The 25,801-nt window shown below is 59.9% G+C and carries 17 protein-coding genes; 13 read left to right on the top strand and 4 right to left on the bottom strand.

Features of this window, described 5'->3' with window-relative positions; all coding sequences use genetic code 11:
* Positions 1-2: 2 nt before the first annotated feature.
* Together JJQ51_RS23410 and JJQ51_RS23405 are read left to right on the top strand one after the other, a co-directional pair.
* The gene (locus JJQ51_RS23410; protein ID WP_095435055.1) at positions 3-1,373 is read left to right on the top strand and encodes an MlaD family protein; all 1,371 of its coding nucleotides are present in this window, start codon (positions 3-5) and stop codon (positions 1,371-1,373) included.
* Between the two features lie 38 nt (positions 1,374-1,411).
* Positions 1,412-2,026: an ABC-type transport auxiliary lipoprotein family protein gene (locus JJQ51_RS23405; RefSeq protein WP_112721200.1), complete on the top strand. Its 615-nt coding sequence runs from the start codon at positions 1,412-1,414 to the stop codon at positions 2,024-2,026.
* Positions 2,027-2,032: 6 nt separating this feature from the next.
* Here JJQ51_RS23405 and JJQ51_RS23400 read toward each other — a convergent pair whose 3' ends face one another.
* Entirely contained in the window at positions 2,033-2,431 is a 399-nt protein-coding gene (locus tag JJQ51_RS23400) for an SRPBCC family protein (protein WP_113355283.1), read from the bottom strand.
* A 294-nt stretch (positions 2,432-2,725) separates the two neighbouring features.
* Between JJQ51_RS23400 and gndA the strand changes: the two genes are divergently transcribed.
* A complete protein-coding gene (gene gndA, locus JJQ51_RS23395; RefSeq protein WP_069613054.1) occupies positions 2,726-4,153 on the top strand; it encodes an NADP-dependent phosphogluconate dehydrogenase in 1,428 nt (475 codons plus the stop codon).
* 61 nt (positions 4,154-4,214) lie between these two features.
* Here gndA and JJQ51_RS23390 read toward each other — a convergent pair whose 3' ends face one another.
* A complete protein-coding gene (locus JJQ51_RS23390) occupies positions 4,215-5,246 on the bottom strand; it encodes a LacI family transcriptional regulator (protein ID WP_113333115.1) in 1,032 nt (343 codons plus the stop codon).
* 460 nt (positions 5,247-5,706) lie between these two features.
* On the opposite strand from JJQ51_RS23390, the gene JJQ51_RS23385 reads away from it, so the two are divergent.
* From JJQ51_RS23385 to JJQ51_RS23340, 10 genes are all read left to right on the top strand, one after another.
* Complete coding sequence (locus JJQ51_RS23385) at positions 5,707-6,945, top strand: ABC transporter substrate-binding protein (protein ID WP_152096060.1); 1,239 nt, start codon at positions 5,707-5,709, stop codon at positions 6,943-6,945.
* Positions 6,946-7,036: 91 nt separating this feature from the next.
* Entirely contained in the window at positions 7,037-7,927 is an 891-nt protein-coding gene (locus tag JJQ51_RS23380; RefSeq protein WP_113333117.1) for a carbohydrate ABC transporter permease, read from the top strand.
* An 11-nt stretch (positions 7,928-7,938) separates the two neighbouring features.
* A complete protein-coding gene (locus JJQ51_RS23375) occupies positions 7,939-8,835 on the top strand; it encodes a carbohydrate ABC transporter permease (protein WP_069613050.1) in 897 nt (298 codons plus the stop codon).
* Between the two features lie 3 nt (positions 8,836-8,838).
* Positions 8,839-9,930, top strand: a complete 1,092-nt coding sequence (locus tag JJQ51_RS23370) for an ABC transporter ATP-binding protein (RefSeq protein WP_113355285.1) — start codon at positions 8,839-8,841, stop codon at positions 9,928-9,930.
* Positions 9,931-9,988: 58 nt separating this feature from the next.
* Positions 9,989-12,454: a beta-mannosidase gene (locus JJQ51_RS23365; protein WP_152096059.1), complete on the top strand. Its 2,466-nt coding sequence runs from the start codon at positions 9,989-9,991 to the stop codon at positions 12,452-12,454.
* A 104-nt stretch (positions 12,455-12,558) separates the two neighbouring features.
* Positions 12,559-13,320, top strand: coding sequence for a sugar phosphate isomerase/epimerase family protein (locus tag JJQ51_RS23360; protein WP_152096058.1), 762 nt, complete (start codon positions 12,559-12,561; stop codon positions 13,318-13,320).
* A gap of 11 nt (positions 13,321-13,331) precedes the next feature.
* Positions 13,332-14,465, top strand: coding sequence for a Gfo/Idh/MocA family protein (locus JJQ51_RS23355; RefSeq protein WP_113390928.1), 1,134 nt, complete (start codon positions 13,332-13,334; stop codon positions 14,463-14,465).
* Positions 14,466-14,533: 68 nt separating this feature from the next.
* Complete coding sequence (gene mgrA / locus JJQ51_RS23350; RefSeq protein ID WP_269245370.1) at positions 14,534-15,565, top strand: L-glyceraldehyde 3-phosphate reductase; 1,032 nt, start codon at positions 14,534-14,536, stop codon at positions 15,563-15,565.
* Between the two features lie 79 nt (positions 15,566-15,644).
* A complete protein-coding gene (locus JJQ51_RS23345) occupies positions 15,645-17,255 on the top strand; it encodes a glycoside hydrolase family 43 protein (protein WP_269245369.1) in 1,611 nt (536 codons plus the stop codon).
* Between the two features lie 129 nt (positions 17,256-17,384).
* Entirely contained in the window at positions 17,385-17,711 is a 327-nt protein-coding gene (locus JJQ51_RS23340) for an RcnB family protein (RefSeq protein ID WP_152092764.1), read from the top strand.
* Between the two features lie 90 nt (positions 17,712-17,801).
* Here the strand turns inward: JJQ51_RS23340 and tnpA are convergent, their stop codons facing one another.
* Both tnpA and JJQ51_RS23330 read right to left on the bottom strand, forming a co-directional pair.
* Entirely contained in the window at positions 17,802-18,263 is a 462-nt protein-coding gene (gene tnpA / locus JJQ51_RS23335; RefSeq protein ID WP_269245393.1) for an IS200/IS605 family transposase, read from the bottom strand.
* Between the two features lie 226 nt (positions 18,264-18,489).
* Entirely contained in the window at positions 18,490-25,371 is a 6,882-nt protein-coding gene (locus tag JJQ51_RS23330; protein WP_269245368.1) for a hypothetical protein, read from the bottom strand.
* Positions 25,372-25,801: the final 430 nt, after the last annotated feature.

Here is a 25,801-nt window from a genome sequence, read left to right as displayed (position 1 = left end):
CTATGGAAACCAAAGCCAATTATACGATCGTTGGGTTCTTCACGCTGCTCGTCATCGCGGCTGCCTTCGGTTTCGTCTACTGGATGGCCGAGTATGGCCGCGGCGGCCCGATGGTCGAGCTCGTCGTGCGCATTCCCGGCTCGGCAAACGGCTTGAGCGTCGGCTCGCCAGTTCGCTTCAACGGTATTCAGGTTGGTTCGGTGCAGGGTCTGTCGATCGATGCCGACGATCCGAACTATTCGCTTGCCTTCACGCAGGTGCGTGCAGATGCGCCCGTCTATACCTCGACCAAGGCCATTCTTGAGATCCAGGGTCTGACGGGCGCCGCCTATATCGAGCTTTCGGGCGGACGCAATGGCGACGAGAATATTTTGAAGCGTTCGATCGATACGGGTAAGCGGGCGGTGTTGCTTGCGGATCAATCGAGCGTCACCAATCTCTTGACGACGGCCGATAAGATCCTGAACCGCGCCAATGATACGATTGGCGACATTCAGGGCTTCGTCTCGGATTCGCGCGGGCCGCTAACGGATACCGTGCGCAATGCGCAGAAATTCTCGAAGGCCATCGCCGACAATTCCGACAATATTGACAAGTTCCTGGCAAGCGTCGGGCAGCTTTCCGATACCTTCAAGACGGTTTCGGTCCGCGTGGATTCGACATTGGATGCGATCGAGAAGCTGGTGCGTGCGGTCGATGCCCAGAAGGTCAACGACGTCATCGCCAATGCCGACAAGATCACGGCCAATGTTGCCGACGCGACGACCGACCTGAAGGCGACGATTGCGAGCTTCAAGCAGACGGCCGACACCTATACGACGTTCGGTCAGAATGCACAAAAGACGCTGGACCGGGTCGATGCGATCGTCGCACAGATCGATCCGGCCAAGATCAAGGGATCGGTTGATGATATTGCCGACGTGACGAAACAGGCGCGCACGGCGGTCGCATCGATCCGCGACGTCGCCAATTCCGTTGCCGCGCATCAGCAGGATATCGACCAGACGATCGCCAATGCCCGCGACATCTCCACCAAACTCAACGCGGCTTCCGGCAAGGTCGACGGCATCCTGACCAAGGTCAATTCCCTGCTCGGCGACGACAGTACGAAATCACTGTTCGCAGAAGCCAAGGACACGCTCGAATCCTTCAAGAAGATGGCGGACAATCTCAATTCCCGCATTGGGCCGATCGCCGACAATCTGCAGAAATTTTCGAGCAGCGGCTTGCGCGATGCCCAGACCCTCATCAACGACATGCGGGGCACGGTTGACAACCTGAATAGTACAATCACTAATTTCGATCGCAATCCGCAACGACTGATTTTCGGCGGGGATACGGTCAAGACTTATGACGGCCGCGCGCGGCATTGATGAAGAGCGACATCTGGTCTCCAGGGGATAAGCGAAATATGGTCGGTTGCGTGTCGAGTGAGCGTCATCAGGTGTGGAAAGCTGTGATCGCGTTGCCGTTGCTTGCAGCTTTGCTGGGGGGCTGTGGAACTTCCTCCAACAACGATACCTACGATCTTTCCGCGTCGGCGAAGGCGAATGGACCTTCGGTCAAAAGCCGCCAGATCCTCATCCCGCCGCCAACCGCGCTGCAGGCGTTGGACAGCAATCAGATCGTCATTCGTGTCTCGCCCTCGGAAATTCAATACCTCGGCAAATCGCAATGGAGCGACAAGCTGAGCAAGATGGTGCAATCGAAACTGGTCGAGGCCTTCGAAAACACCGGCAAGCTCGGCGGCGTCGGCGTGCCAGGGCAGGGGCTTGCGATCGACTATCAGATCGTCACCGATATCCGCTCCTTCGAAATCAATGCGTCTGGCGGCCAGAAGACGGCAATCGTCGAGATCTCCGAAAAGATCCTGAACGATCGCACCGGCACGGTGAAGGCCCAGAACGTGTTCCGGAAGGTCGTGCCGGTCAGTGGTGGCAGCAATCCCGATTTCGTCCGCGCGCTCGACGCTGCATTTGCTGGCGTGACCGGCGAACTCGTCGACTGGACATTGCGCTCGCTGTAAGGGCGATCAGCGCTCCATCAACTCTTTGAGTGTCTTCAGATCGCGCATGACATGCGCGGCATCGGCTGCGAATTTTGCTTCATCCATGCCTGGTAGCTGGAGCACATTGAACATGACCTCGCAACCGTCGCCGTTCGGTACGACGCGCAAGGCATTGTAGACCTGCAAATCCGATTCCAGTGTTACCCAATGATCGATGACGCCGAAGTCATTGTGAGGCGCGAAGCGCACGCGTGCAGTCCCGAGCGTGCCTTCGGCGATCCAGTCGTCCCCATCCTGCGTCAGTCCCGATGCCAGGCCAGAGGCCCAGAAAGGCATGTTTTCCGGGCGGCTGGCGTAGTCGTAGACCTCCCTCCAGTCGCGAGCGATGGAGACATGTACGATCTGCGCGCTCATGGTCGACATGATGGTTTCCTCCTCTATATCACCCTCATAGGACTGCGATCGGCAGAAAAAACGTTAGTTCGGAAACGGATGAATCGCGAATTCCGCAACATTGTTGCACAGTCCTGCAAAGAGAACGATTCACGGCTTTCGAAGACTTGCCGTTTTCCGTCCGGAGTGCAACAACAGCCCCAACGCAGGGCTGTCGCCGGTCGCGTCGAGCGTCGGTGGCATTGCGTCATATCGGATGTTGCTGTGTCTTCCGGGTCTTCAGGGTGGGGCCGGGCGCAGTCAACGGCTCATTGGAGGATTGTCGTGGAAAAGGCAGAAATCGGGCTGATCGGTCTTGCTGTGATGGGATCGAATCTGGCGCTCAACATCGCCGAGAAAGGCAACAAGATCGCGGTGTTCAACCGTACACCTCAGGTAACGGATGAATTCTATGCGAATGCGGGCGCACTCAAGGACAAGATCATTCCCTGCAAGACGATCGAGGAATTCGTCGAGGCGATCCGCCCGCCACGGCCGATCATCATCATGATCAAGGCTGGTGAGCCGGTCGACCAGCAGATGGCGGCGCTGCAGCCCTATCTCGACAAGGGCGACATCATGATCGATGCCGGCAATGCCAATTTCCGCGATACGATCGCTCGCTTCGATCGTCTGAAAGATACCGGCCTGACCTTCATCGGCATGGGCGTATCCGGTGGCGAGGAAGGGGCGCGTCATGGTCCGTCGATCATGGTCGGCGGCACGGAAGAGTCCTACAAGCGCGTCGAGAAGGTGCTGACCTCGATCGCTGCGAAATACAACAACGATCCATGCGTTGCCTGGCTCGGCAATGATGGCGCCGGTCACTTCGTCAAGACCATCCACAACGGCATCGAATATGCCGATATGCAGATGATCGCCGAAATCTACGGCATCCTGCGTGACGGTCTCGGCAAGAGCGCGGCCGAGATCAGCTCGATCTTCGGCGACTGGAACAAGGGTCGCCTCAACTCCTACCTCATCGAGATCACCGAGAAGGTTCTGGCTGCGAAGGACCCGGCAACCGGCAGCGCCATGCCCGATATCATCCTCGACAAGGCCGGCCAAAAGGGTACCGGCAAGTGGTCTGCTATCGAAGCCCAGAACATGGGCATTCCCGCGACGGCGATCGAGGCTGCCGTTGCCGCCCGCAGCCTCTCGGCGATCAAGAGCCAGCGCGAAGCAGCCGAGAAGATTTTTGGCACGCCCGACTACAAGTTCCCGATCGCCTTCGGTCCCGACTTACTGAAGGACCTGGAGCTGGCACTCTTCGCTGCCAAGATCGGCGCCTATGCCCAGGGCTTTGCCGTCATGGCCGAGGCCTCGAAGGAGTTCAACTGGTCGCTGCCGATGCCTGTCATCGCTAAGATCTGGCGTGCCGGCTGCATCATCCGTTCGCAGTTCCTCGACGAGATCACCAGCGCTTTCACCAAGACCCCGGATGCGGCGAACCTGATCGTCACCCCGGCCTTTGCCGAGATGGTCAAGGAATCGATCCCGTCGCTGCGTCGCATCGTTTCGGCTGCGACCGCATCCGGCCTGCCGGTTCCAGCCCTTGCTTCGGCGCTGACCTATTTCGATGCCTATCGCCAGGCGCGCGGCACCGCCAACCTGATCCAGGCCCAGCGTGACTTTTTCGGCGCACACGGCTTCGACCGCGTCGACGGCAAGGACATTCACCATGGCCCATGGGGCAGCGGGGCTCAGGGCTGAGAAAACAGTCGGATGGGATTATGAAAGAGCCCGCCGGAGGAATCCGGCGGGCTTTTCGCTGTCAGCTCGTCGGCCAGACGGGTGGGCTGATGCTTTGCAGCAGTTCCGGTTCGACACCGTCGATACGGGCGATGACCGCCTTGGCGAGTTCGCGGCCGGCATGGCGGAAATCCTCCGATACCGTAATGATCTCGGGCCTGATCCAGCTCAGCACGTCTGTCGATTGTTTGGCGACCATGTCGATATCGCGGCCCAGGCGGAAGCCGGCCGCCTCGATGCCGGCATTGACGGCAATCGCACCGCCGCTGCTGGAGCAGACGATCCCGTCAGGCGCATGCGGTGAGCGCATCAACGCCTCGACCGTGTCCTTGATATCGGCCAGCGCGTTGTCGGTCGTAATCCTCAAGGGGATTTCTTCGGCGCCATATTGATGCAAGCCCGTCTGGAAGCCGATGCGGGTGTGCGAATAATAGGTCAGCTTGCTGGAGGGCTGCAGCAAGGCCAGGCGGCGCCGACCTCTTGCGACCAGTGCCCGCACGGCCTCATGCGCGAAGGCCTCGTTGTCGAAGTCATGGAAGGGGTGGATGATGCCCATATCCGTCCGCCCATGCGTCGAGAAAGGCATGCCGCGCTCATGCATGAGCTCGACGCGCGGATCATCCGGCTCCGTACGCGATATGATGACGCCATCGGCCGAGCCGGTGTCGAGAATGTAGCGCACCGGCACCAGTGGATCCTTGCTGTGCGAATGCGGCGTGATGACCAAGTGATATTGCGTGCCGGCGAGAACTTCGGAAATGCCGAAGACGATGTGGCTGGTGAAGCCCATGATTTCTTCATCGATGCTCAGCACCAGGGCAATCACATTGGTCTTGCCGGTTCTCAGGCGCACGCCCGCGCGGTTCGGTTGATAACCCAATTGTCGGGCGACCATGCGCACCCGCTCCTTGGTCTCGGCTCCGATATCAGGGGCATCCTTCAATGCGCGAGAAACGGTGGTGATCCCTAACCCCGTCATGAAGGCGATTGTTTTCAATGTCGGCCGTTCGGGAGTGGCTGGCGCGCCGCTCCCTGACATTTTTTTATTGTCCATTTCGCTCACGCTTGCCTCCCGGCCGCCTCCCGCAGCCAATCCGCTTATATTGCCTACATGGCCACCGCAAGCATAGACGCCATGCGGCTTCGCCAATGCGATGAGAAAAACTGTAACGATACAGTTGAAAAGTCGAGCCCTATTTTTACGCCCATTTTCATGCCTATTCTCGTGGTTGTATTCGCGACTCCTGTCTCGAAAATTGAGTCGACCAAGATTATGCAAGAGGGCCGCATGAGTGCGTCCCCGAGATAAAATATTTAATATCAGCTATTTGTGGAGAGTTTTCAGATTTTTTGGCGACCAATATCACGATGGAATGAAGTTATCTTCCACAGGTAAAATGTAATCAATGATTGTATATTCACGCAGTCATGAAAAATTTATGGTCAGGCGGTTGCGCGTTGAAAATGATTCGAATACGTTTTTCCGGCAACGTTTCAGTGAGGGAGGAGAACTCATGAATATTCGTTTGATGGCTGCCGCTTTGCTTGCATCTGTCGCGTTTCCCGCTTTCTCAGCAAATGCGACCGATCTTGAGGTAACGCATTGGTGGACATCGGGCGGCGAAGCAGCTGCCGTGAAGGTTCTGGCTGAGCAATACAACGCCTTGGGCGACAATCACTGGGTCGACGGCGCGATCGCCGGATCCGGTTCGACCGCAACGCCCCTCATCGTCAGCCGTATCCTGGGCGGCAATCCCATGGGTGCAACGCAGCTCAACACGGGCCGCGACGCCGAAGAGTTGGTCAAGGCCGGCCTGATGACCGATCTGACCGACCTTGCCGAGAAGGAACATTGGAAGGACATCATTCGTCCGGCCAGCCTCCTCAATTCCTGCACCTATGAGGGCCGGGTCTATTGCGTGCCGCTCAACATTCACTCCTGGCAGTGGATGTGGGTCAATCGTCACGTCTTCGAAGACAACGGCATGAAGGTCCCGGCCAACTGGGATGAATTCGTTGCCGACGCGCCGAAGCTGCGCGAGAAGGGCATCACCCCGCTTGCGACCGGCGCCCCGTGGCAGGTTGACGGCATGCGCAGCGTCATGCAGATCGGCATCGGCGGCAAGGAGACCTATCTGGCGATCTACCAGAAGAAAGACGCAGACGCTGTGAAGAGCCCCGAAAACCGCAAGGTTTGGGACGCTTTCGCGCAGGCGCGCGATCTGGTTGATGAGAGCTATTCCGGCCGCGACTGGAATGTCGCCACCAACATGGTCATCACAGGCAAGGCCGCCGCACAGATCATGGGCGACTGGGCGCAGGGCGAGTTTGGCGTTGCCAAGCAGGTTGCCGGCAAGGACTATGATTGCCTTCCGGGTCTAGGCTTCCATGGCCTGCTCGATACCGGCGGTGATAGCTTCTACTTCCCGAAGAACAGCAATCCTGACATTACCAAGGCGCAGCTCGAGCTTGCCAGCATGCTGGTTTCCAAGGAAACCCAGGTCAAGTTCAACCTCGCCAAGGGCTCCCTGCCGGTGCGTGGCGATATCGATCTGAGCGCGGCCAGCAGCTGCATGAAGAAGGGTCTGGAAATCCTCAAGAATCCGGACAACGTGGTGCCGGGTGTCACTCAGCTGATCGACCCGGATACGCGCGGTCAGATGACCGATCTCGGACTGCAGTTCTTCTCGTCGAAGATGACCGTGGATGAGGCGATCGAGAAGCAGGCCGCCATCTTCAAGCAGGCGCAGTAAGCAAGACGACCATCTATCAATCGCGATGGCCGGCATCGGGGCGGGCGAGGGATCTCGCCTGTCCTGAGGCAGGTCACCAACGGAGGTATCGATGGCTAACGCTGTCCGGCCACTGGGTCTGTTCCGTAACCTGAATGCGAAGATCGCCGCCATTCCTATGGTGCTGACGGTGATCGTCGTCTTCGTCGGTTGCACGCTCTGGACCGTCATCTATTCGTTCACAGATTCAAGGCTGCTGCCGAGCTCCAATTTTGTCGGTCTGGCGCAGTATCAGCGTCTGTGGGGTACCGATCGCTGGAACATCTCGATCGGCAATCTTGCGACATACGGCATTCTCAGCCTGGTTTTCGCTTTCGTCGTCGGCTTCTTTCTGGCCGTGCTGATGGATCAGAAAATCCGCTTCGAGAATACGTTCCGAACCATTTTCCTTTATCCTTTCGCTCTGTCCTTCATTGTGACCGGCCTCGTCTGGCAGTGGATCCTCGATCCTGCGCTCGGGCTGCCGAAGCTGATGCAGGATATGGGCTTTACAAGTTTCAACTTCGCTCTGCTCGGCAATCAGAAGACCGTGCTTTATGCGCTCGTCATTGCCGGTCTCTGGCAGGGCACCGGCCTTGTCATGGTGCTGATGCTGGCGGGCCTGAGGGGGATTGACGGCGAGATCTGGAAGGCGTCGCGCGTTGACGGCATTCCAGCCTGGCGGACCTATATCTTCGTCGTCATTCCAATGATGCGAGGCGTCTTCGTCACCACGCTCGTCATCGTCGCTTCAGGCATCGTGCGTGTCTATGATCTCGTCGTCGCCATGACATCAGGCGGGCCGGGCTTCGCGTCCGAAATGCCGGCTAAATATGTCTACGACTTCATGTTCCAGCGCTCCAATCTCGGTCAGGCGCTTTCCGCCTCCACCGTCATGCTGGTGACCGTGTTCATCTTCGTCGTGCCGTGGGCTCTCATCGAGTTCCGCCAGAAGCGCCGGTAAGGGAGGAAACCATGGCACTTGCCGCTACCATCGAACCTTCGGGCACCAAGCCCAGGCGCCGCTTTGCCCCGCGCACGATCATGCTCTATGGCATACTCGGGCTGGCCGCGCTCTACTATCTCCTGCCGCTCTATGTGATGGTCGTCACTTCGCTCAAGGGCATGCCGGAAATCCGCATGGGCAATATCTTTGCTCCGCCCATGGAGATTACTTTCGAGCCCTGGGTGAAAGCCTGGTCGCAAGCCTGCACCGGCCTTTACTGCCACGGCATCCAGGTCGGCTTTTGGAATTCGGTGAAGATCCTCGTTCCGAGCGTCATCGTCTCGATCGCCATTGCGTCGGTCAACGGCTATGCGCTCGCCAACTGGCGATTCAAGGGATCGGAAATCTTCTTCACCATCCTGCTGTTCGGCGCCTTCATTCCCTATCAGGTCATGCTTTATCCGCTCGTCATGGTGCTGCGCGAACTTGGGCTGTTTTCGACGCTCGGCGGCATCGTCCTCGTGCACACCATCTTCGGCATGCCGATCAACACGCTGTTGTTCCGCAACTACTTCGCCTCGCTTCCGCCTGAACTCTTCAAGGCGGCACGCGTCGACGGTGCGGGCTTCTGGCAGATCTTCCTGCGCATCATGCTGCCCATGTCGCTGCCGATCTTCGTCGTCGGCATGATCATCCAGATCACCGGCATCTGGAACGACTTCCTGTTCGGCGTCATTTTCGCCGGCACGCAAAACTATCCGATGACCGTGCAGCTGAACAACGTCGTCAACGCCGTGCAGGGCGTCAAGGAATACAACGTCAACATGGCCGCAACGCTGCTGACGGGCGCGGTGCCGCTTATCGTCTATTTCGTGTCCGGGCGGCTCTTCGTCCGCGGCATCGCCGCCGGCGCAGTGAAGGGGTAATTCATGAACAGTAGCGTTTCCATCAAAGACCTTTCGCTGAATTTCGGTGCGGTCAACGTTCTGAAAAATCTCAATCTCGAGATCAATGACGGCGAGTTCCTGGTGCTTCTCGGCTCGTCGGGTTGCGGCAAGTCGACCTTGCTCAACTGCATCGCTGGCCTGCTCGATATCAGCGAGGGGCAGATCTTCATCAAGGGCAAGAACGTCACCTGGGAAGAGCCCAAGGATCGCGGCATCGGCATGGTGTTCCAGTCCTATGCGCTCTATCCGCAGATGTCGGTCGAGAAGAACCTCTCCTTCGGCCTGCGCGTTGCCAAGGTGCCGCAGGACGAGATCAACAAGCGCATTGCGCGCGCTGCCGAAATCCTGCAGATCGAGCCGCTGCTGAAGCGCAAGCCGGCCGAGCTTTCGGGCGGTCAGCGCCAGCGCGTCGCGATCGGCCGTGCCCTGGTGCGTGATGTCGACGTCTTCCTTTTCGATGAGCCGCTATCGAACCTCGACGCCAAGCTGCGTTCGGAGTTGCGCGTGGAAATCAAGCGGCTGCACCAGTCGCTGAAGAACACGATGATCTACGTCACCCATGATCAGATCGAGGCGCTGACGCTCGCCGACCGCATCGCGATCATGAAGAACGGCGTCATCATGCAGCTCGATGACCCGACGACGATCTATAACGCGCCGCGCAATCTCTTCGTCGCCGGCTTCATCGGATCGCCCTCGATGAACTTCCTCAAGGGCGAGCTGGTCAACCGCGAAGGCAAGGTCGTGTTCGCGACCAACGACGTGCTGTTTTCGCTCGATGGCTACAAGGCTGGCGAGGCTCTTCAAGGGGGGCGCAAGGTCGTGCTCGGTGTTCGCCCGGAGCACATCAAGGTCAATGAAGCGACCGCTCTCGGTGCGGAGGTTCACGATGCCACGGTGGATATCGAGGAGCCGATGGGTGCCGATAACTTGCTGTGGCTGAAGCATGCCGGACATACGATGTCGGTTCGCGTCAACGGTGCCCGGCGCTTTGGCCCCGGTTCAGCCGTAAAGCTTAGCTTTGATATGTCGCTCGCATCGCTCTTTGATGCGCAGACAGAACTCAGAATATAATCCCATGCCCGGAGGCGGTCTGACCGCCTCCTTCTCTACAGCGGTCCGGGGAGGTCCGATGTCGTCTTCGATCAATGATAATCTTGCCATCGATCTCGTCGGTTCGTGGAGGCTGACCTCTCCCGACAGCGATCATTCCCTCTCCATGTCGCTGCCCGGTGATATTCATTCCGCGCTACATGCGGAAGGGCTTATTCCCGATCCCTATTTCGCGCGCAACGAAGAAGTCGTGCAGTGGGTTGCCCAGCAGGATTGGGAGCTGACACGCAGCTTCACGCTCGATGATGCCGGCGGCGACTGGTATCTCGATATCGACTATCTCGACACCGTCGCCAGCGTCTATGTCAACGATACGCTCGTGCTGGAGGCCAACAACTGCTTCCAGCGGTATCGCCCCGATGTCTCGAAGGCGCTGAAGGCGGGCGAAAATACCATTCGCATCGTCCTGCATTCGAGCATTTCCGCTGGTGCTGCCCTTCAGGCGAAACAGCCTTTCTATATCCCCTACAGCACTGGCAATTCGCCGATCCCGAATGGCAACATGCTGCGCAAGCCGCAATGCCATTTCGGTTGGGATTGGAACATTGCGATCGCGCCGCTCGGTCTCTATGGCACCATCGCGCTGAAGAAGCTCGAGATCGCCCGTATCGAGAATGTCGTCACCCAGCAGGTTCACAATGATGACGGTTCGGTCGACCTCAAGGTGACGGTGGCGCTGTTTGCCAAGGGAACGGGGATTGCGCAGCTCTATTTCTCGCTCGACGACGAGCGCGTGCGCCTCGATGTCGGCGTCAATGCCGGCGAAACGTCGATCACCCACTTCTTCCATATCGACAAGCCCAGGCTCTGGTGGCCGGCCGGCAATGGCGAGCAGGCGCTCTATGCGCTTTCAGTGGAAACCAATTTCGAAACCGTCACGCGGCAGATCGGCTTGCGCACGGTCGAGTTGATCACCACCGAGGATGAAGCTGGCAGCCGTTTTGCCTTGAAGGTCAATGGCCGCGAGATCTTTGCCCGTGGCGCGAACTGGATTCCGGCCGACGCGCTGTTTTCACGTTCCAATCCGGCCGCGACCGAGGATCTGCTGCAATCGGCCGTCGATGCCAATATGAATGCGATCCGCGTCTGGGGCGGTGGCTTTTACGAGCATGACTGGTTCTATGTCACTTGCGACCGCTTGGGGTTGATGGTGTGGCAGGACTTCATGTTCGCCTGCAATCTCTATCCCTCGACGGGTGATTTCCTCGAGAATGTCGAGGAGGAGGTTGGCTATCAGGTTCGCCGGCTTGCGACGCATCCCTCCATCGTTCTCTGGTGTGGTGATAATGAGCTGGTGGGCGCGCTCACCTGGTTCGAGGAGTCCCGTAAAGATCGTGATCGCTATCTCGTCTCCTATGACCGCCTGAACAGAACGATCGAGACGGCGATGAAGAAGGCTCTGCCGGATGCGATCTGGTGGCCCTCGAGCCCGGCTTCGGGTTATCTCAACTTCGGCGACGCTTGGCATGCCGATGGTTCCGGCGACATGCATTACTGGTCGGTCTGGCACGAGAACAAGTCCTTCGATAACTATCGGACCGTGCGTCCGCGCTTTTGCTCGGAGTTCGGCTTCCAGTCTTATACCTCACTGCCCGTCATCAAGACCTATGCCGAGGCGAAGGATATGAACATCGCTTCTCCGGTCATGGAGCTGCACCAGAAGAATGCCGGCGGCAACGAGCGCATCGCCGGCACGATGTTCCGCTATTTCCGCTTCCCGAAGGATTTCCCGAATTTCGTCTATCTGAGCCAGGTACAGCAGGGTCTCGCCATCAAGACGGCGGTGGAATATTGGCGGTCGCTGAAGCCGCATTGCATGGGTACGATCTATTGGCAGCTCAACGACACCTGGCCGGTGGCCTCGTGGTCGAGCCTGGATTACGGCGGCCGGTGGAAAGTGATGCATTATCTGGTGCGGCGCTTCTTCCAGCCCGTATCGGTTGCGGCCATTCCCTCCGAAGACAACAAGACGATCCGCTTCTCCCTGGTCAACGATACCAATGCCGACATCATGGCCGATATTTCGGTATCGCTGCTGAAGCTCGACGGTGAGCGCGTGCCGCTGACGACGGCGCACGCCGTCTGCACGCCGGATGCGGCCGTAACGGCATTGTCGATCGACGCGGATCAGGTGCCGGCCGATTGCCTGCTGGCGTGGCGCTTCACCGCATCGAACGGCATGGGCGGCGAGGGGCATTATGTTCACGGCACCTACAAGGCGCTCGAGCTTCAGCCCGCCGGCCTGACGGTGTTGAGGGAGGAGAAAGAGGAAGATGGGACGATCGAACTCGTCGTCACCGCAAAGGGACTTGCGCTGTTCGTGATGATCGAGAGCGAGACGGACGGACGCTATTCCGACAACGCCTTCGATCTCGCTGCCGGTGAGAGCCGCCGCATCGTCTTCACGCCGGCCAAGCCGCTCACAAGCGGCGTGCCCGAATTCCGCATCTATGATCTGCAATCCAGCCAGTCGGTGCACAGCTAGCCGGTGGCCAGCAACCGACGGATTGAGCTATCGCGCCGTTAAGGCGGCGCTTTCGGGGCCACAAGCCCAAGACAGACGGCCGGGAGGCCATTGGAGGACTATCGATGACGAAACTTGGATTTCAGCTTTATAGCGCCCGCAATTTCCAGCCCTATTCAGAGATCTTCGCCAAGCTCGGCAAGGCCGACTATGCCGAAGTCGAGGGCTTTGGCGGCATCTATGCCGATCTCGACGAGACCGGCCTCAAGAACCTGCGCGCCGAACTCGACAAGAACGGCCTGCGGATGGCAAGCGGCCATTTCAGCCCGGATTTCCTAGATGGCGAAGTGCAGAAGTCGCTCACCATTGCCAAGACCCTCGGCATGGATTCGATCTATGCGCCGCATATCGGCGCCGACCAGCGCCCGAAGGATGCGGCCGGCTGGCGCGCCTTCGGCAAGCGCCTGCATGAGATGAGCAAGCCCTACAAGGATGCGGGCTTCGAATTCGGCTGGCACAACCACGACTTCGAATTCGTCAAGCAGGCCGACGGCTCGCTCCCGATCGAGCAGATCTTCGAAGGCGCTCCGGATATTTCCTGGGAAGCCGATATCGCCTGGGTCATCCGCGGCGGCGGCGATCCCTTTGCCTGGATCGAAAAGCTCGGTCCGCGCATCACGGCCGTTCACGTCAAGGACATCGCGCCGGCTGGCGAGAACAAGAATGAAGACGGCTGGGCCGATGTCGGTCATGGCACGGTTCCGTGGGCAAAGCTGCTCAAGGCGCTCGCCGGCACCAAGGCCAAGCACTTCGTCGTCGAACACGACAATCCGAGCGATGTCGATCGCCTGATCACCCGCTCCATCGCATCCTTCAAGAGCTTTTGAGGCATTTCCACATGGCTAAGGAACTTGGCGTCGGCATCATCGGATGCGGCAACATCTCAACCACCTATTTCTCGCTCGCGCCGCTCTTCAAAGGCCTGAAGGTGCTGGCCTGCGCAGATATCAACATGGAAGCGGCGCGGGCGCGCGCCGAAGAATACAAGGTCAAGGCCCAGACCATCGACGAACTGCTCGCCAATGACGAGCTTGATGTCATCGTCAACCTGACCATCCCGGACGCGCATTTCCCGGTTTCGAAGCGCATCCTTGAAGCCGGCAAGCACGTCTACTCCGAAAAGCCGCTGGTGTTGACGCTGGAGCAGGGCGAAGAGCTGCGTCGCATCGCCAAGGAAAAGGGGTTGGCCGTCGGCTGCGCCCCGGACACCTTCCTCGGTGGTGCCCACCAGCTTGCCCGCAAATTCATCGATGACGGCGGTATCGGCCGCGTCACTTCGGGTGCATGCTATGTCATGAGCCCGGGCATGGAAATGTGGCATCCGAACCCGGACTTCTTCTTCCTGCCCGGCGGCGGTCCGATCCTCGATCTCGGCCCCTATTATGTCGCCAACCTCATCAACCTGATCGGTCCCGTGAAGCGTGTCGGTGCGATGACCTCGATGGCATCGCCGACCCGCACGATCACCAGCCAGCCGCGCAACGGCGAGATCATCCCGGTGAAGACGCCGACGACCATCCAGGCGCTGCTCGAATTCGTCAGCGGCGCGCGGATCACGCTGACGGCAAGCTGGGATGTCTGGTCACACCGCCATGCCAATATGGAGCTTTACGGCACCGAGGGCTCGCTCTATGTGCCCGATCCGAACTTCTTCGGCGGCACCGTCGAGGCGAGCGGCCGCGACAAGGACATCAAGCCGCTGGAAAACTGGGCGCATCCTTTCGGTATCGTCAATCAGGAAAGCCCGAACGGCTCCCGGGCCAACTATCGCACGGCCGGGCTTGCCGACATGGCGGCCTCACTGATCGACGGCCGCGATGCACGTTGCTCGCTCGACCGCACGCTGCATGGCGTCGACGTCATGACTTCGATCCTGAAGTCTGGCGAGGAAGGCCGCTTCATCGATCTGACGACAACCTGCACGCAGCCGGCAGCCCTCGGCATCGAAGAGGCACAAGCGCTCTTGAAGTAAGCGCCGGAAGAGCTAGTTTGCGCGCGGGTGACCAACCCGCGCGCTTTTCATCTCGAAGGAATTCCATCATGGCCTGGCAACCGGCATCCGATCGTTATTCAAAAATGAAATACAACAGGACCGGCCGTTCCGGTCTCAAGCTGCCGGCGGTCTCGCTGGGGCTCTGGCACAATTTCGGCGGCGACACACCGCATGACCGCAAGGTCGACATGTGCCGCACGGCCTTCGACCTCGGCATTACCCATTTCGATCTCGCCAACAATTACGGACCGCCTCCCGGCAGCGCAGAAACCGCATTCGGCGAGATCCTACGCACCGATTTTGCCGGCTTGCGCGACGAGCTCATCATCTCCTCCAAGGCAGGCTATGACATGTGGCCGGGTCCCTATGGTGAGTGGGGCAGCCGCAAGTATCTGATCGCCTCCTGCGACCAGAGCCTGAAGCGCATGGGCCTCGACTATGTCGACATCTTCTATTCCCACCGCTTCGATCCGGACACGCCGCTCGAAGAAACCTGCGGTGCGCTCGATCACATCGTCCGCTCGGGCAGGGCGCTCTATGTCGGCATTTCCTCCTACAACTCGCAGCGCACGCGCGAGGCTGCCGCCATCCTCAAGGACCTCGGCACGCCATGCCTGATCCATCAGCCGAGCTATTCCATGCTCAACCGCTGGATCGAGGACGACGGTCTGGTGGATACGCTCGAAGATCTCGGTATCGGTTCGATCGTCTTCTCGCCGTTGGCTCAGGGCATGCTCTCGACCAAGTATCTCGGCGGTATTCCGGAAGACAGCCGTGCCGCGCAAAACCACTTCCTGAAGCGCGACTTCATCCGTCCGTCGATCATCGACAATATCAGAAAGCTCAACGAGATCGCCGAGAAGCGCGGCCAGACGCTGGCGCAGATGGCGATCGCCTGGGTTCTGCGCGGCGGCCGTGTCACCTCTGCCCTGATCGGCGCGAGCCGTTCGTCGCAGATCGTCGATTGTGTCAAGGCGCTCGATAATCTCGACTTCGCCGCCGAAGAGCTGAAGCAGATCGATGTCTATGCCAAGGAAGCTGACATCAATCTCTGGGCCAAATCGGCCGAACGCGATTGAACATTCTGAAACGCCCGGAACTGGTTTCCGGGCGTTTTACCTTATTGCCGCTTGCCATGGTCTCCGGAGGAGAGAGTTCATGATCCGCAATCCGATCCTGCCGGGGTTCAATCCGGATCCGTCCATCTGCCGCGTCGGCGAGGACTACTACATCGCGACCTCGACATTCGAATGGTATCCGGGCGTGCAGATCCATCATTCGCGCGACCTCGTGAACTGGACCCTGGTGAGGCGGCCGTTGGAGCGTGCGTCGCAGCTCGACATGCGCGGCGAACCCGACAGCTGCGGCATCTGGGCACCTTGCCTCTCCTATGCGGATGGTCTGTTCTGGCTCGTCTATACCGACGTCAAGCGCTATGACGGCAACTTCAAGGATGCCCATAACTACATCGTGACCTCGCCGACGATTGAAGGCGAATGGTCCGAGCCGGTCTATGTCAACTCCTCCGGTTTCGATCCGTCTCTGTTCCATGACGATGACGGACGCAAGTGGTTCGTCAACATGCAATGGAACCACCGCACGGAGAGCTATGGCGGCTCGCCGAAGACGCCGGCCTTCGACGGTATTCTGCTGCAGGAATGGGATCCAGCGACGAAATCCTTGAAAGGGCCGATCAGGAACATCTTTGCCGGCACGGAGCTGGGACTGGTCGAGGGGCCGCATCTCTTCAAGCGCAACGGCTGGTATTATCTGACCACGGCAGAAGGCGGCACTGGTTACGATCATGCCGTGACCATGGCGCGCTCCCGCGACATTGCCGGGCCGTACGAACTACATCCCAACAAATACCTGATCACCTCGAAGGATCATCCGGAAGCGGCATTACAGCGCGCCGGCCACGGACAATATGTCGAGACGCATGACGGACAGTTCTATCATACGCATCTTTGCGGGCGGCCTCTGCCGCCGCATCGCCGCTGCACGCTCGGCCGCGAGACCGCTCTGCAGAAATGCGTCTGGAAAGAGGATGGCTGGCTCTATCTCGAAAACGGTACCAGCGTTCCCGATGTCAATGTGGCCGGCCTGAACGGTGCGGTGCCGATCGAGAGGCCGCGCCGTAGCGGTTACAATTTCGATCAGGCCAGACTGCCAACGGATTTTCAGTGGCTGCGCACGCCGCAGCCGGAACGCATTTTCAGCCTGACGGACCGCCCCAACCATTTGCGGCTTTTCGCACGCGAAAGCATCGGTTCCTGGTTCGAGCAGGCGCTCGTCGCCCGTCGCCAGGAGCATCACAGTTTCCGCGCCGAAACGGTTGTCGATTTCCAACCCGACACCTACCAGCAGGTTGCCGGCCTGACCCATTACTACAATCGCTTCAAACTGCATGCCATCGCCGTGACCTTGCATGAGAAGCTCGGCCGCTGCGTCACCATCATGACCTGCCCGGGCGATTATCCGAACGGCCGCCTGAGTTTTCCGATCGAGGGTGGCGTCGCAGTGCCCGATGGGCGGATCCAGCTTGCCATGGAGGTGCGGGACAACGATCTGCAGTTCTTCTGGCAGGACGAGGGCATGGGCGCATGGCAGGCGGTCGGGCCTGTGCTGGATGCTGGCGTCATCTCGGATGAGGGCGGGCGCGGCGAGCATGGTTCCTTCACCGGTGCTTTCGTCGGCATGTTTGCTTTCGACACGTCCGGCCGGGCAAAGACGGCGGATTTCGACTGGTTCAACTATGATGAGCTATAAGACTTCCAGTGGAGCAGGCGCCTGGCCGAACCAATCGCATCCATTACGGAATTGTAATTCGACTGTCAGACTCGTTTCATGTCTGTCACGATAAATTCGCGTGCAGATTCTGAAATGAGGAAACAACCAATGAGAAAAATCTTCACTGTTCTTCTTGCGGCGTCCATTATCGGAATGCCGCTGGCTGCAACTGCGCAAGTCAAGGCTGCGCCCGCTGGCAAGCAGGCTGTCGTCCAGAAGGAAGTGGTGAAGAAGAAGGTCGTCATCCGTAAGGGCGGTTGGGTCAAGGGACGCCGCCTGTCGGCCTCCGACCGGCGGCGTGCAACGGAAATCGACTACCGCGCCTATCAGTTGTCCGCACCCCCGCGCGGCTATCACTGGGTTCGCCTGAAGAACAACTTTCTCCTCGTCGGCATTACCAGCGGTTTGATTTCGAAGGTGCACGAGGCCCGGTAAACCCGGATGGGGCTACTGCAAGCAAAGTCATGACCTCCACCAGAGGTGGAGGTTTGAAACGCTGCGCTTGAACCGCTAGAAGCGGTATTGTTAGCGCTTAGTAGCTACGATTGAAGAGGTCGGCAAAGTCGGAAGCTTTGTCGGCCTTTTCCTGATGACGGATATCTTTTCCTGATGACGGATATATTGTCTGACGACCTGCTCATTGTAGCCCGTCGTCGATACGAAATAGCCGCGCGCCCAAAAGTGATAACCCTTGTAGCGGCGCTTGCGCGCATACTTGTTGGCAACATAAGGGGCTGTCTTGCCCTTCAAAAAGCCGACAATATGCGCAACCGAATATTTCGGCGGGATCGAGATCAACATATGCACATGATCGGGCATCAAATGACCCTCTTCGATCTGGCAGCCTTTCTGCTGTGCCAGCCGACGTAAGAGTTCTCCCAACTCACGCCGTACGTCCCCGTACAGCCTTTTCGTTCGGTATTTGCTGCCAAAAACAATGTGATACTTGCAGTCCCACGTCGCATGCGAGAGCGTCTGCTCATCCATAAAACCTCCTTGTTCGAAGTCTGGGCCACCCCAGCGGTTCAAGCAGGAGGTCTCTCAACTACCGTGTAGAACTCGTCCAGTCCTCCACCGTAGGTGGAGGTTTATTATCGATATAAGTAAGGGCGGCCGAGAACCGCCCATTTTCGTGCCCGAAAACTATGGAGCAGCCTGAAACAGAAATCCCCGGCATCTCTGCCGGGGATCGCTCATTCGTTCTTTGTCTATCTCAGCTCAGGCGACCCGCTGCGTGGGCCAGCATGGTGTAGACCTTGCCGGTATCTGATGTGAGATAGGATTGCGTGACCGTCTTGTCGCGATCGGTGCGAGCAACGTCGGTGAGCAGCTTTTCGAAATCGGCGATGTAGCGATCGACTGCGGTGCGGAATTCCGGCTCGCGGTCGTATTTGCGCTTGATCTCATCGAAGGTCTGCTGGCCCTTGAGCGTATAGAGCCGACGGGTGAACACGTCGCGTTCGCCACGCTGGTAACGGCGCCACAGATCGACCGAGGCGTCATGATCGATCGCGCGGGCGATATCGACCGAAAGCGAGTTCAGCGATTCCACGACATGGCGCGGGTTGCGTGCAGCAGGAGCAGGAGGCTGTTCAGCCGGCGCTTTCGGTGCCGGTTGACGGGCTGGCTGGAGACCAGCATTTTCATCACGCGATGCGCCACGCAGCAGATCGCTGATCCAGCCGCCGCCGGCTGCTTCCTGACGGGCAGGAGCTGCTGTTTCCGCCGGACGCTGCGGCTGTGCCGCCGGGCGCTCGGCCGGGATCGACCCGCGCAAGCCGAGGGACTCGATCGAGGGCGGCTGCGGTGCCGGGCGCTGTGCGGGCTGCTGGACGACCGGCGGCTGTTGCACCGGTTGCTGCGGAGCAGGTTGTTGCTGCCGCGGAGCTGCAGCTGCCGGGGCAGGTGCGGCGGGTCGTGGCGCAGGCTGCGCATCCGCCAGGGCACGGGCTGCAGGCTCGGAAATCTCCAGCTGCTGCGTCGAGCGGCCGACGATCTGCGAGATATCCTGCAGGGCCTTGATCTGTTCAGCAACGGCGCGACGCATGGCTGCGGCGCTTTCCTTTGCCTCTTCCGGAAGGTCGAAGGCACCCCGCTTCAGTTCGCTGCGGGTGAGGTCAAGCTCGCGGCGAATATCACCGGCCGAGCGGCGGATCTCATCCGTCGCACCGGCGAAGCGGCCGATTGCGTCATCGACCGCAACGCGCAGGGTTTCGCGCAGTTGCTGGGCTGCCGTCTCGGAGGTCTTGCCGGCGTCGGCGAGCATTTGCTCGACCTCTGACAGCGAGGCCGTGAGACCGCCACGCAGGCGATTGGTGAGATCGCTGGAGCGGCGCTCGGCATTGGCGAATGTGTTTTCGACAGCCTGGTTCGCTTCCTCGCCGGCCTTCTGCAAGGCGGCGCGCATGTTTTCCGCCGCATCTTCCGCGCGTTTCTCGGCGTCGGAAAGAACGCGGCCGATATCGCCGAAGGAAGACTGCACGCTCTGGCGAAGGTTGCCGGTCACCTGGTTCGACCGCTGCTCCGCCCGATCGAAAGCTGTTTCGACCATCGAGCCGAGGGCGCGCATGGTGTTTTCGATCTCCTCCGAGCGCTGAACGAGGCCGACGGCCAGATTCTGCAGTGCCGTTTCGCGCTCTTCCAGCGTCGATACGAGGTTCGACTGGGCTGCGCCCAGGAGCTGGGATGCCTGCGTCAGCACCTTGGAGTGATCGTCGAAACGACCGACGATGCTGCCGACCTGCGACAGGGTCTGGCCGGTTATCTCCGACAGCTTGTCGACCTTGCCTTCGAGGAGGCGGCTCGACGCCGAGACCATCTCGCCGGCTTTCGCGGCAGATTCGGCGAAGCGCGACGAGGTTGCGGTGAGGCGATCGTCGACGTTTGCGAATTCGGTGGCCGCATTGGACAACAGGCCGGCAATCGCCGAGTTGTTGTCCGCCAAGCGCGCAATGATGCCGTTGACGCTTGCAAGCAGGTTGTTTTCGAGCGCGCTGACCGTGTTGACCGCATGCTCTGTGCGCGATGAGATCGCGTTGATGAGAGCGGCGTTTTCAGCGCGCAGGCGCTCCGTGCTTTCCTGAGCTGCTGCAGAGATAAGAGCTGCGGCTTCCTGACCCGTTGCCGCGTAGCGATCGACGATCGGGCGAGCCTTTTCGTCGATGAGGCGCGACAGCTCGGTAGAACGTCCGGCAAGCATCGAATTCAGCTCGCGGGTACGCTCGTCAAGCGAGGTGCGGATGGATGTGCCACGGGCTTCCAGCGCCTTGTCGACATCGGCAAGCGTCGAGCCGATTTCACGGGCTCGCTCTTCCAGAGAGCTGCGGATCGCGGTGCTGCGCTCGTCGAGTGCGCGCTCGACCTGGGCCATGGAGGCAGCAATCTGCTCGCTGCCGCCGGCAAGCGTGTTGCGAATAGCTGCGCCGCGGGCTTCCAGCGATTGTTCCGCGGAAGACAGGGCCTGCGAGATCGTATTGACCTGATTGCTGACGAGCCCCTCGGCTTCGGCGACCTTGTTGACGATCGCATTACCGGCTTCCGAGAAGGTCTGGGCGACGGCCGCAGCCTGGCTTGCCAACCGGTTCTGCGTCTCCGAGACACGGTTGACGAGGTCGTTGGAGCGCTCGGTCATGGCGCGGGCGAAGGCATCGCTGTGGTTGCCGAGGTTTTCGGCGAATTGCTGGCCGGTGTTGGCGAGCAGCTCGGCCGTGCGCGTCGCCTCCGTGTCCATGCCTTGCGCGGCGTCGGCGACGGCCGTGCGCAGCGTGGTGGCCAGATTGGCGGCCTTGCCTTCGATCGTCCGATTGACGGCTTCGAGGCCGACATTGAGGGCACGGTCCATCGTTGAAAGGCGCTCTTCGATGCGGGCGGATGCCTGGCTGCCGCTGTCGTCGATCTTCGCCGCGCCACTCGCCAGCGTATCGGAGAGGCGGTTGCCGGCAGCGTCGACCTGGGCGGCAACGCCTGTAACACCTTCATTGATGCGGTTTTCAAGAGCCGACAGGCTAGCCTCGACCCGCGAGCCGGTCTCGGCAAAGCGGTTCGTCATGCCGTCGATCGACTGGTTGAGGTTGGACGAGAAGGTTTCGGCCGAGCGCGCGATGTCGCCTGCTGCCTGCTGGATACGGCCGGCAATGTCGCCCGCGCCGCTATTCAGCCGCTCTTCCAACATCTTTGCGCTCGCGTCGATCGTCTGGCGCAGAGAAGCCTCGCGATCTTCCAGCGACATTTCCAGCATGCTGGCGCTGGTAGCGATCGAGGTGCCGATAGCGGTCGTCTGCTCCATCAGCGTATTGTCGATCTGCGCATGGGCGTCACGCAGGGCGAGATTGATCGCATTGCTGCGATCTTCCAGCGTGGAGCGCATACGCTCGTAGGCCGAGGCCAGGTTCTGATCCATCTGCGACAGACCGGCACCGAGGGTGTTTTCGAGCTGACGGGTGGTGGTGCCGAGAACGGTCTCGACGCGATCGCTGTTGCTGCCAAGCATTTCGGAGAGGGCGCTCGTATGGGCAGCGAGCGAGCGGTCCAGGCGATCCTGGTTTTCGCTATAGGCGGCACGAATGGCATCCGCCTTGTCGCCAAAGGCGCCGGCGACGCGGGACTCTGCGCCGGAGACGCTGTCCAGGAGTGCGTTGGCGCGGTCTTCCAGGGCGCTTTCGAAACGGTTCTGGTTTTCGGCGAGCGAGATCGCGAAGGCCATGCTCTTGTCATCGAGCGTGTTGGTCAGTGCCTCATGACCGCTGGTGACGGTATGGGCAATGGCCTTGGCGCTGTTGGAAAGAGTGTCTTCGAGCTTCGCGTGGCCTTCCGAAAGGGCGATAGCCAGGGCCATCGTCCGGTCGTCGAGGCTGTTGACGATCCTGTCGTGAGTGCCGGCAACCGTTTCGGAAAGGGCGTCGAGACGGCTCGATACCGCATCCTCGAGGCGTGACTGGGTGTCGGAGAGCGAAATGGCAAGCGCCATCGCCTTGTCGTCCAGTGCGTCGGCCAGCGCGTTGTGGTTGCTGCTGAATGCGTTGGTGATCGCCTCGGCGCGGTTGGCAAGCGTTGCTTCAAGGCGCGACTGGCCGGAGGTCAGCGCATCGGAGAGTGCCCGTGTCTTGCCTTCGAGCGTATCGGCAACGCGTTCGGCGTGGCCTGAGACGGTATCTTCGAGACGGGCCTGGGCCTCCGACAGCGTGATGGCGAGTGCCATCGTCTTGTCGTCCAGTGTGGCGCCGACGCTTTCCGCATGGCCGGAAACGGCGTTTTCAAGGCGGGCCTGGCTTTCGGAGAGGGCAACGGCCAATGCCATCGTCTTGTCATCCAAAGTGCTTGCAACGCTTTCCGCGTGTCCGGCTATGGTGCTTTCCAGGCGGGATTGGCTTTCACTCAGCGCGATGGCGAGCGCCATCGTTCTGTCGTCCAGCGCCTCGGTCAAAGCATTGTGGTTGCCTGCAAATGCCTTGATGATCGCCTCGGCGCGGTTGGCGAGGGTTTCTTCGAGACGAGATTGGCCGGAGGTCAGAGCGGCCGCGAGCGCACTGGTCTTGCCTTCGAACGTGTCGGCGACGCGATCGGCGTGACCGGCAACGGTTTCCTCCAGCCGGGCCTGGCTCTCGGAAAGCGCGATAGCGAGCGCCATCGTCCTGTCGTCGAGGGCATTGGTGACGCTTTCGGCGTGACCGGAGACCGTGCTTTCGAGACGAGCCTGACCCTCGGCGAGCGCACGCGCAAGGTCCTTGGTCTTCGCATCCAGGGTACCGGCAACGTGTTCCGCATGACCGGAAACGGTGTCTTCCAGGCGGGATTGGCCCTCGGAAAGCGCAATAGCAAGCGCCATCGTCTTGTCGTCGAGCGTGTCGGCCAGCTTGCTATGGGTGTCGGCCATGGCACTGTTGATGGCATCGGCGCGGCTCGCCAGCGTGTTTTCGAGGCGCAACTGGCTTTCGGCCAGTGAAATGGCCAGCATCGAGGTGCGTTCGTCGAGCGCGGCGGTCAGATGCTCGTGAGAACCGCTGACGGCATTGGTGATCGCTTCCGAACGTTCGGCAAGCGTCTGCTCGAAACGAGACTGGTTGTCTGCCAGGGCGCCGAAAAGCGCGTTGCTGCGAGCGGCCATCACGGCATCGACGCGCTCATGGGCGGAACTCAAAGCCTGCGTGATCTCGCTGGTGCGGGCAGAGAGGGTATTGTTGATGTCATTGGCGCGACCGGTGAAGGCCGAGGTCAGTTCTTCCGTGCCACTTTGCAGGGCGGCGGAGACGTCGCGCGTAACACCCTGCACGGCGGAGGTGAAGGCGCCGGCATGCGACGCGAGCGTGGTGTTGAGTTCGCTCGTGCCCGAGGTGAGGGCCGAGGAAATGCCAGTCGTGGCGTTCTGCAACGCCGACGTGATCTCGTTCGCCTTGGAGCCGATGGCGCTTTCGAGCACTTCCTGTCCGGTTGCCAGCGTCGTTGCCAGTGCGAGGGACTGATCGGTGAGATGCGAACCCAGGCGCTCGATGCTGGAGGTCAGGATGCCTTCCAGCGCATCGGAATTGCTGCCGAGCGACTGATTGATGCGGGCGAGGCTTTCCGTGAGCTTGGTATCCAGGGTGCCGGCGCGCTTATCGAAGGCCGAGGTGAATTCCGATACGCGCTCGTCGAACGCCGTCGAAAGCTGTGCGATGGTCGACTGGAAGCGCTCGTCGAAGAAGCCGGAGCGCAGATCGATGTCCATGATGGCATCATCTGCGGTCGACTGCAGGCTTTGACGGAAGCTCGCGCCCTTTTCGTCGAGGGCCGTGTTGAGGCGGGACAGAACAGTGTCGAGCGTGCCGGTAATGGAACGTTCGCCACCGGTGAGGCTCTCGCTGATTTCCCGGGTGCGGGCAACCAGCGTCTCGTTGAGCTGGCGCGCACGTTCGTTCAGTGCAGAGTTCAGCTTTTCGGTGTTGGCATCGAGCGTCGACGCGCGCGTTTCGAACTGGCCGAGCAGCGCGTTGCCGCGTTCGGCAAGGGTCGAGGACAGAGATTCCAGGCGGGTGTCGAATTCGTGGCTGAGGGCGAGGCCCGAAGCGTTGAGGTTCTGAAGCAGGCTGTCTGTCTTGGCGGCAAGGAGGGTACCGAGGGCCTGGACGGCGGAATCCGATTTCTCCATCAGCGCGGCGGCGCGCGTATCGATCATCGATGCGAAGGCTTCGCCCGAGGTCGAGAGGCGCACGGCGATTTCCTCGGTCGCCAGCGACAGGTCTTCCTTGATCTGATCGTGCACGCCGGAGATTGACGAGCGGATCCGCTCGGCGTGATTGACGATGGCGTCACGCTCGGTACCCAGCTCGTGGACCAGGCTGCGCACGCGCAATTCGTTGTCGGCGTAGCTGCGCTCCAGCGCATTGACCTCGGTATGGACGAGGGTTTCGAGCTCCGTGGCGCGCGCAATGGTGCGTTCGATGCCTTCGTTCATGGCCGAGACTTCGCGGCGCACGGCCTGACCGACCGTCATGATACGCTCGGATGCAACGGTTTCCGGCTCGACGAGACGCAGAGCGACTTCCGCCATGGAGCGGGCGGCATTGCGCATGTCGTGCGCACGCGAAATCATCATGCCGAAAGCATAGAAGAGCAGCACCGGAACGATGATGCCGACTATGCAGGCGATGACGCCTGGAAGGGCTGCGAGATCCGCGATCGAATGGATGTTTCGGATCTGCGTGCCATAGAGCATGAAGGCGAGGCCGGCGCCGCCGATGATCCAGAACAGCGAGAAGATCGTGGCGTTTCGCACCGCGTGGCTCTGCGAGGCTCCGTCGAGCGCTCTCAATATGCTAGCGGAACTCGCCCGGCTGCCGTCATTGGCGGCTGCAAGGTTCGGGTTCTTCGGCGCCTCGGCGGGGCGGGGCGGGGTAGCAGGGGCGGCGGTGCTGCGTGCGCCGCCATTCTTGCGGGCGGCATCATCCCTGGTCTGCTTTATCGGCTGTTTCGGCGGCTCAGACACATTTCGCTCCGGGACATCGGGCGTAGTGCCGCTGCGGGACTCCAAGCTCTCGTCACTGAAATCGATCTGCAGCGCTTCGTCCAATGCCTGAAAGGCCTTGTCCTCGACCGACTCGATGTACTTTTTGTTCGCCATGCGGTTACGCCTCGTTACAACTCACTCGGGCTTGCCGTGTCTTTTCCGGTAATTCCGCCGCGTCCGGAAAAGACGAACCCTGCCTCCCGCGGGTCTTCCGCCTTCGATCAACATCGAATTTGGATTTCCCATTACATTCAGAGTGGATAACTGGTTTTTCAAACGGATGTTATGAAAACATTACCATCATCCACTTCCGGGGCAAAGGCATGTGCCATCTACCCAATTTACTAGTATCGTAGTGACACATTCCCCCAGTCATGACAATTAATTCCACCTTAAAGCCAGTGGATCGTTAAGGTGACATTAACCTTGTTTATCTGTTCAACGCCATGAAAACCCAAGATTTTGAGCATGTTTAACGCACGTTAACCATGTCTGGAGTTTTCGGCCCTCAATGTGCCAAAATTTAACTGGATGGCCATGCCCG

Origin of the sequence: Rhizobium sp. AG207R, assembly GCF_027109195.1 — a bacterium.
Classification (GTDB): Bacteria; Pseudomonadota; Alphaproteobacteria; order Rhizobiales; family Rhizobiaceae; genus Rhizobium; species Rhizobium dioscoreae.
The sequence above is the reverse complement of the archived record's forward strand: the minus strand, read 5'-3'. Positions and strand labels throughout refer to the sequence as shown.

Bases quoted from the DNA above. Each gene is read 5' to 3' on its own strand.
- JJQ51_RS23340 (WP_152092764.1), top strand. From the start codon at position 17,385: ATGAGAAAAATCTTCACTGTTCTTCTTGCGGCGTCCATTATCGGAATG.
- JJQ51_RS23370 (WP_113355285.1), top strand. From the start codon at position 8,839: ATGAACAGTAGCGTTTCCATCAAAGACCTTTCGCTGAATTTCGGTGCG.
- JJQ51_RS23400 (WP_113355283.1), bottom strand. From the start codon at position 2,431: ATGTCGACCATGAGCGCGCAGATCGTACATGTCTCCATCGCTCGCGAC.
- JJQ51_RS23410 (WP_095435055.1), top strand. From the start codon at position 3: ATGGAAACCAAAGCCAATTATACGATCGTTGGGTTCTTCACGCTGCTC.
- JJQ51_RS23385 (WP_152096060.1), top strand. From the start codon at position 5,707: ATGAATATTCGTTTGATGGCTGCCGCTTTGCTTGCATCTGTCGCGTTT.
- JJQ51_RS23355 (WP_113390928.1), top strand. From the start codon at position 13,332: ATGGCTAAGGAACTTGGCGTCGGCATCATCGGATGCGGCAACATCTCA.
- JJQ51_RS23390 (WP_113333115.1), bottom strand. From the start codon at position 5,246: ATGGACAATAAAAAAATGTCAGGGAGCGGCGCGCCAGCCACTCCCGAA.
- JJQ51_RS23365 (WP_152096059.1), top strand. From the start codon at position 9,989: ATGTCGTCTTCGATCAATGATAATCTTGCCATCGATCTCGTCGGTTCG.
- JJQ51_RS23345 (WP_269245369.1), top strand. From the start codon at position 15,645: ATGATCCGCAATCCGATCCTGCCGGGGTTCAATCCGGATCCGTCCATC.
- mgrA (WP_269245370.1), top strand. From the start codon at position 14,534: ATGGCCTGGCAACCGGCATCCGATCGTTATTCAAAAATGAAATACAAC.
- JJQ51_RS23360 (WP_152096058.1), top strand. From the start codon at position 12,559: ATGACGAAACTTGGATTTCAGCTTTATAGCGCCCGCAATTTCCAGCCC.
- JJQ51_RS23405 (WP_112721200.1), top strand. From the start codon at position 1,412: ATGGTCGGTTGCGTGTCGAGTGAGCGTCATCAGGTGTGGAAAGCTGTG.
- JJQ51_RS23380 (WP_113333117.1), top strand. From the start codon at position 7,037: ATGGCTAACGCTGTCCGGCCACTGGGTCTGTTCCGTAACCTGAATGCG.
- JJQ51_RS23330 (WP_269245368.1), bottom strand. From the start codon at position 25,371: ATGGCGAACAAAAAGTACATCGAGTCGGTCGAGGACAAGGCCTTTCAG.
- tnpA (WP_269245393.1), bottom strand. From the start codon at position 18,263: ATGGATGAGCAGACGCTCTCGCATGCGACGTGGGACTGCAAGTATCAC.
- JJQ51_RS23375 (WP_069613050.1), top strand. From the start codon at position 7,939: ATGGCACTTGCCGCTACCATCGAACCTTCGGGCACCAAGCCCAGGCGC.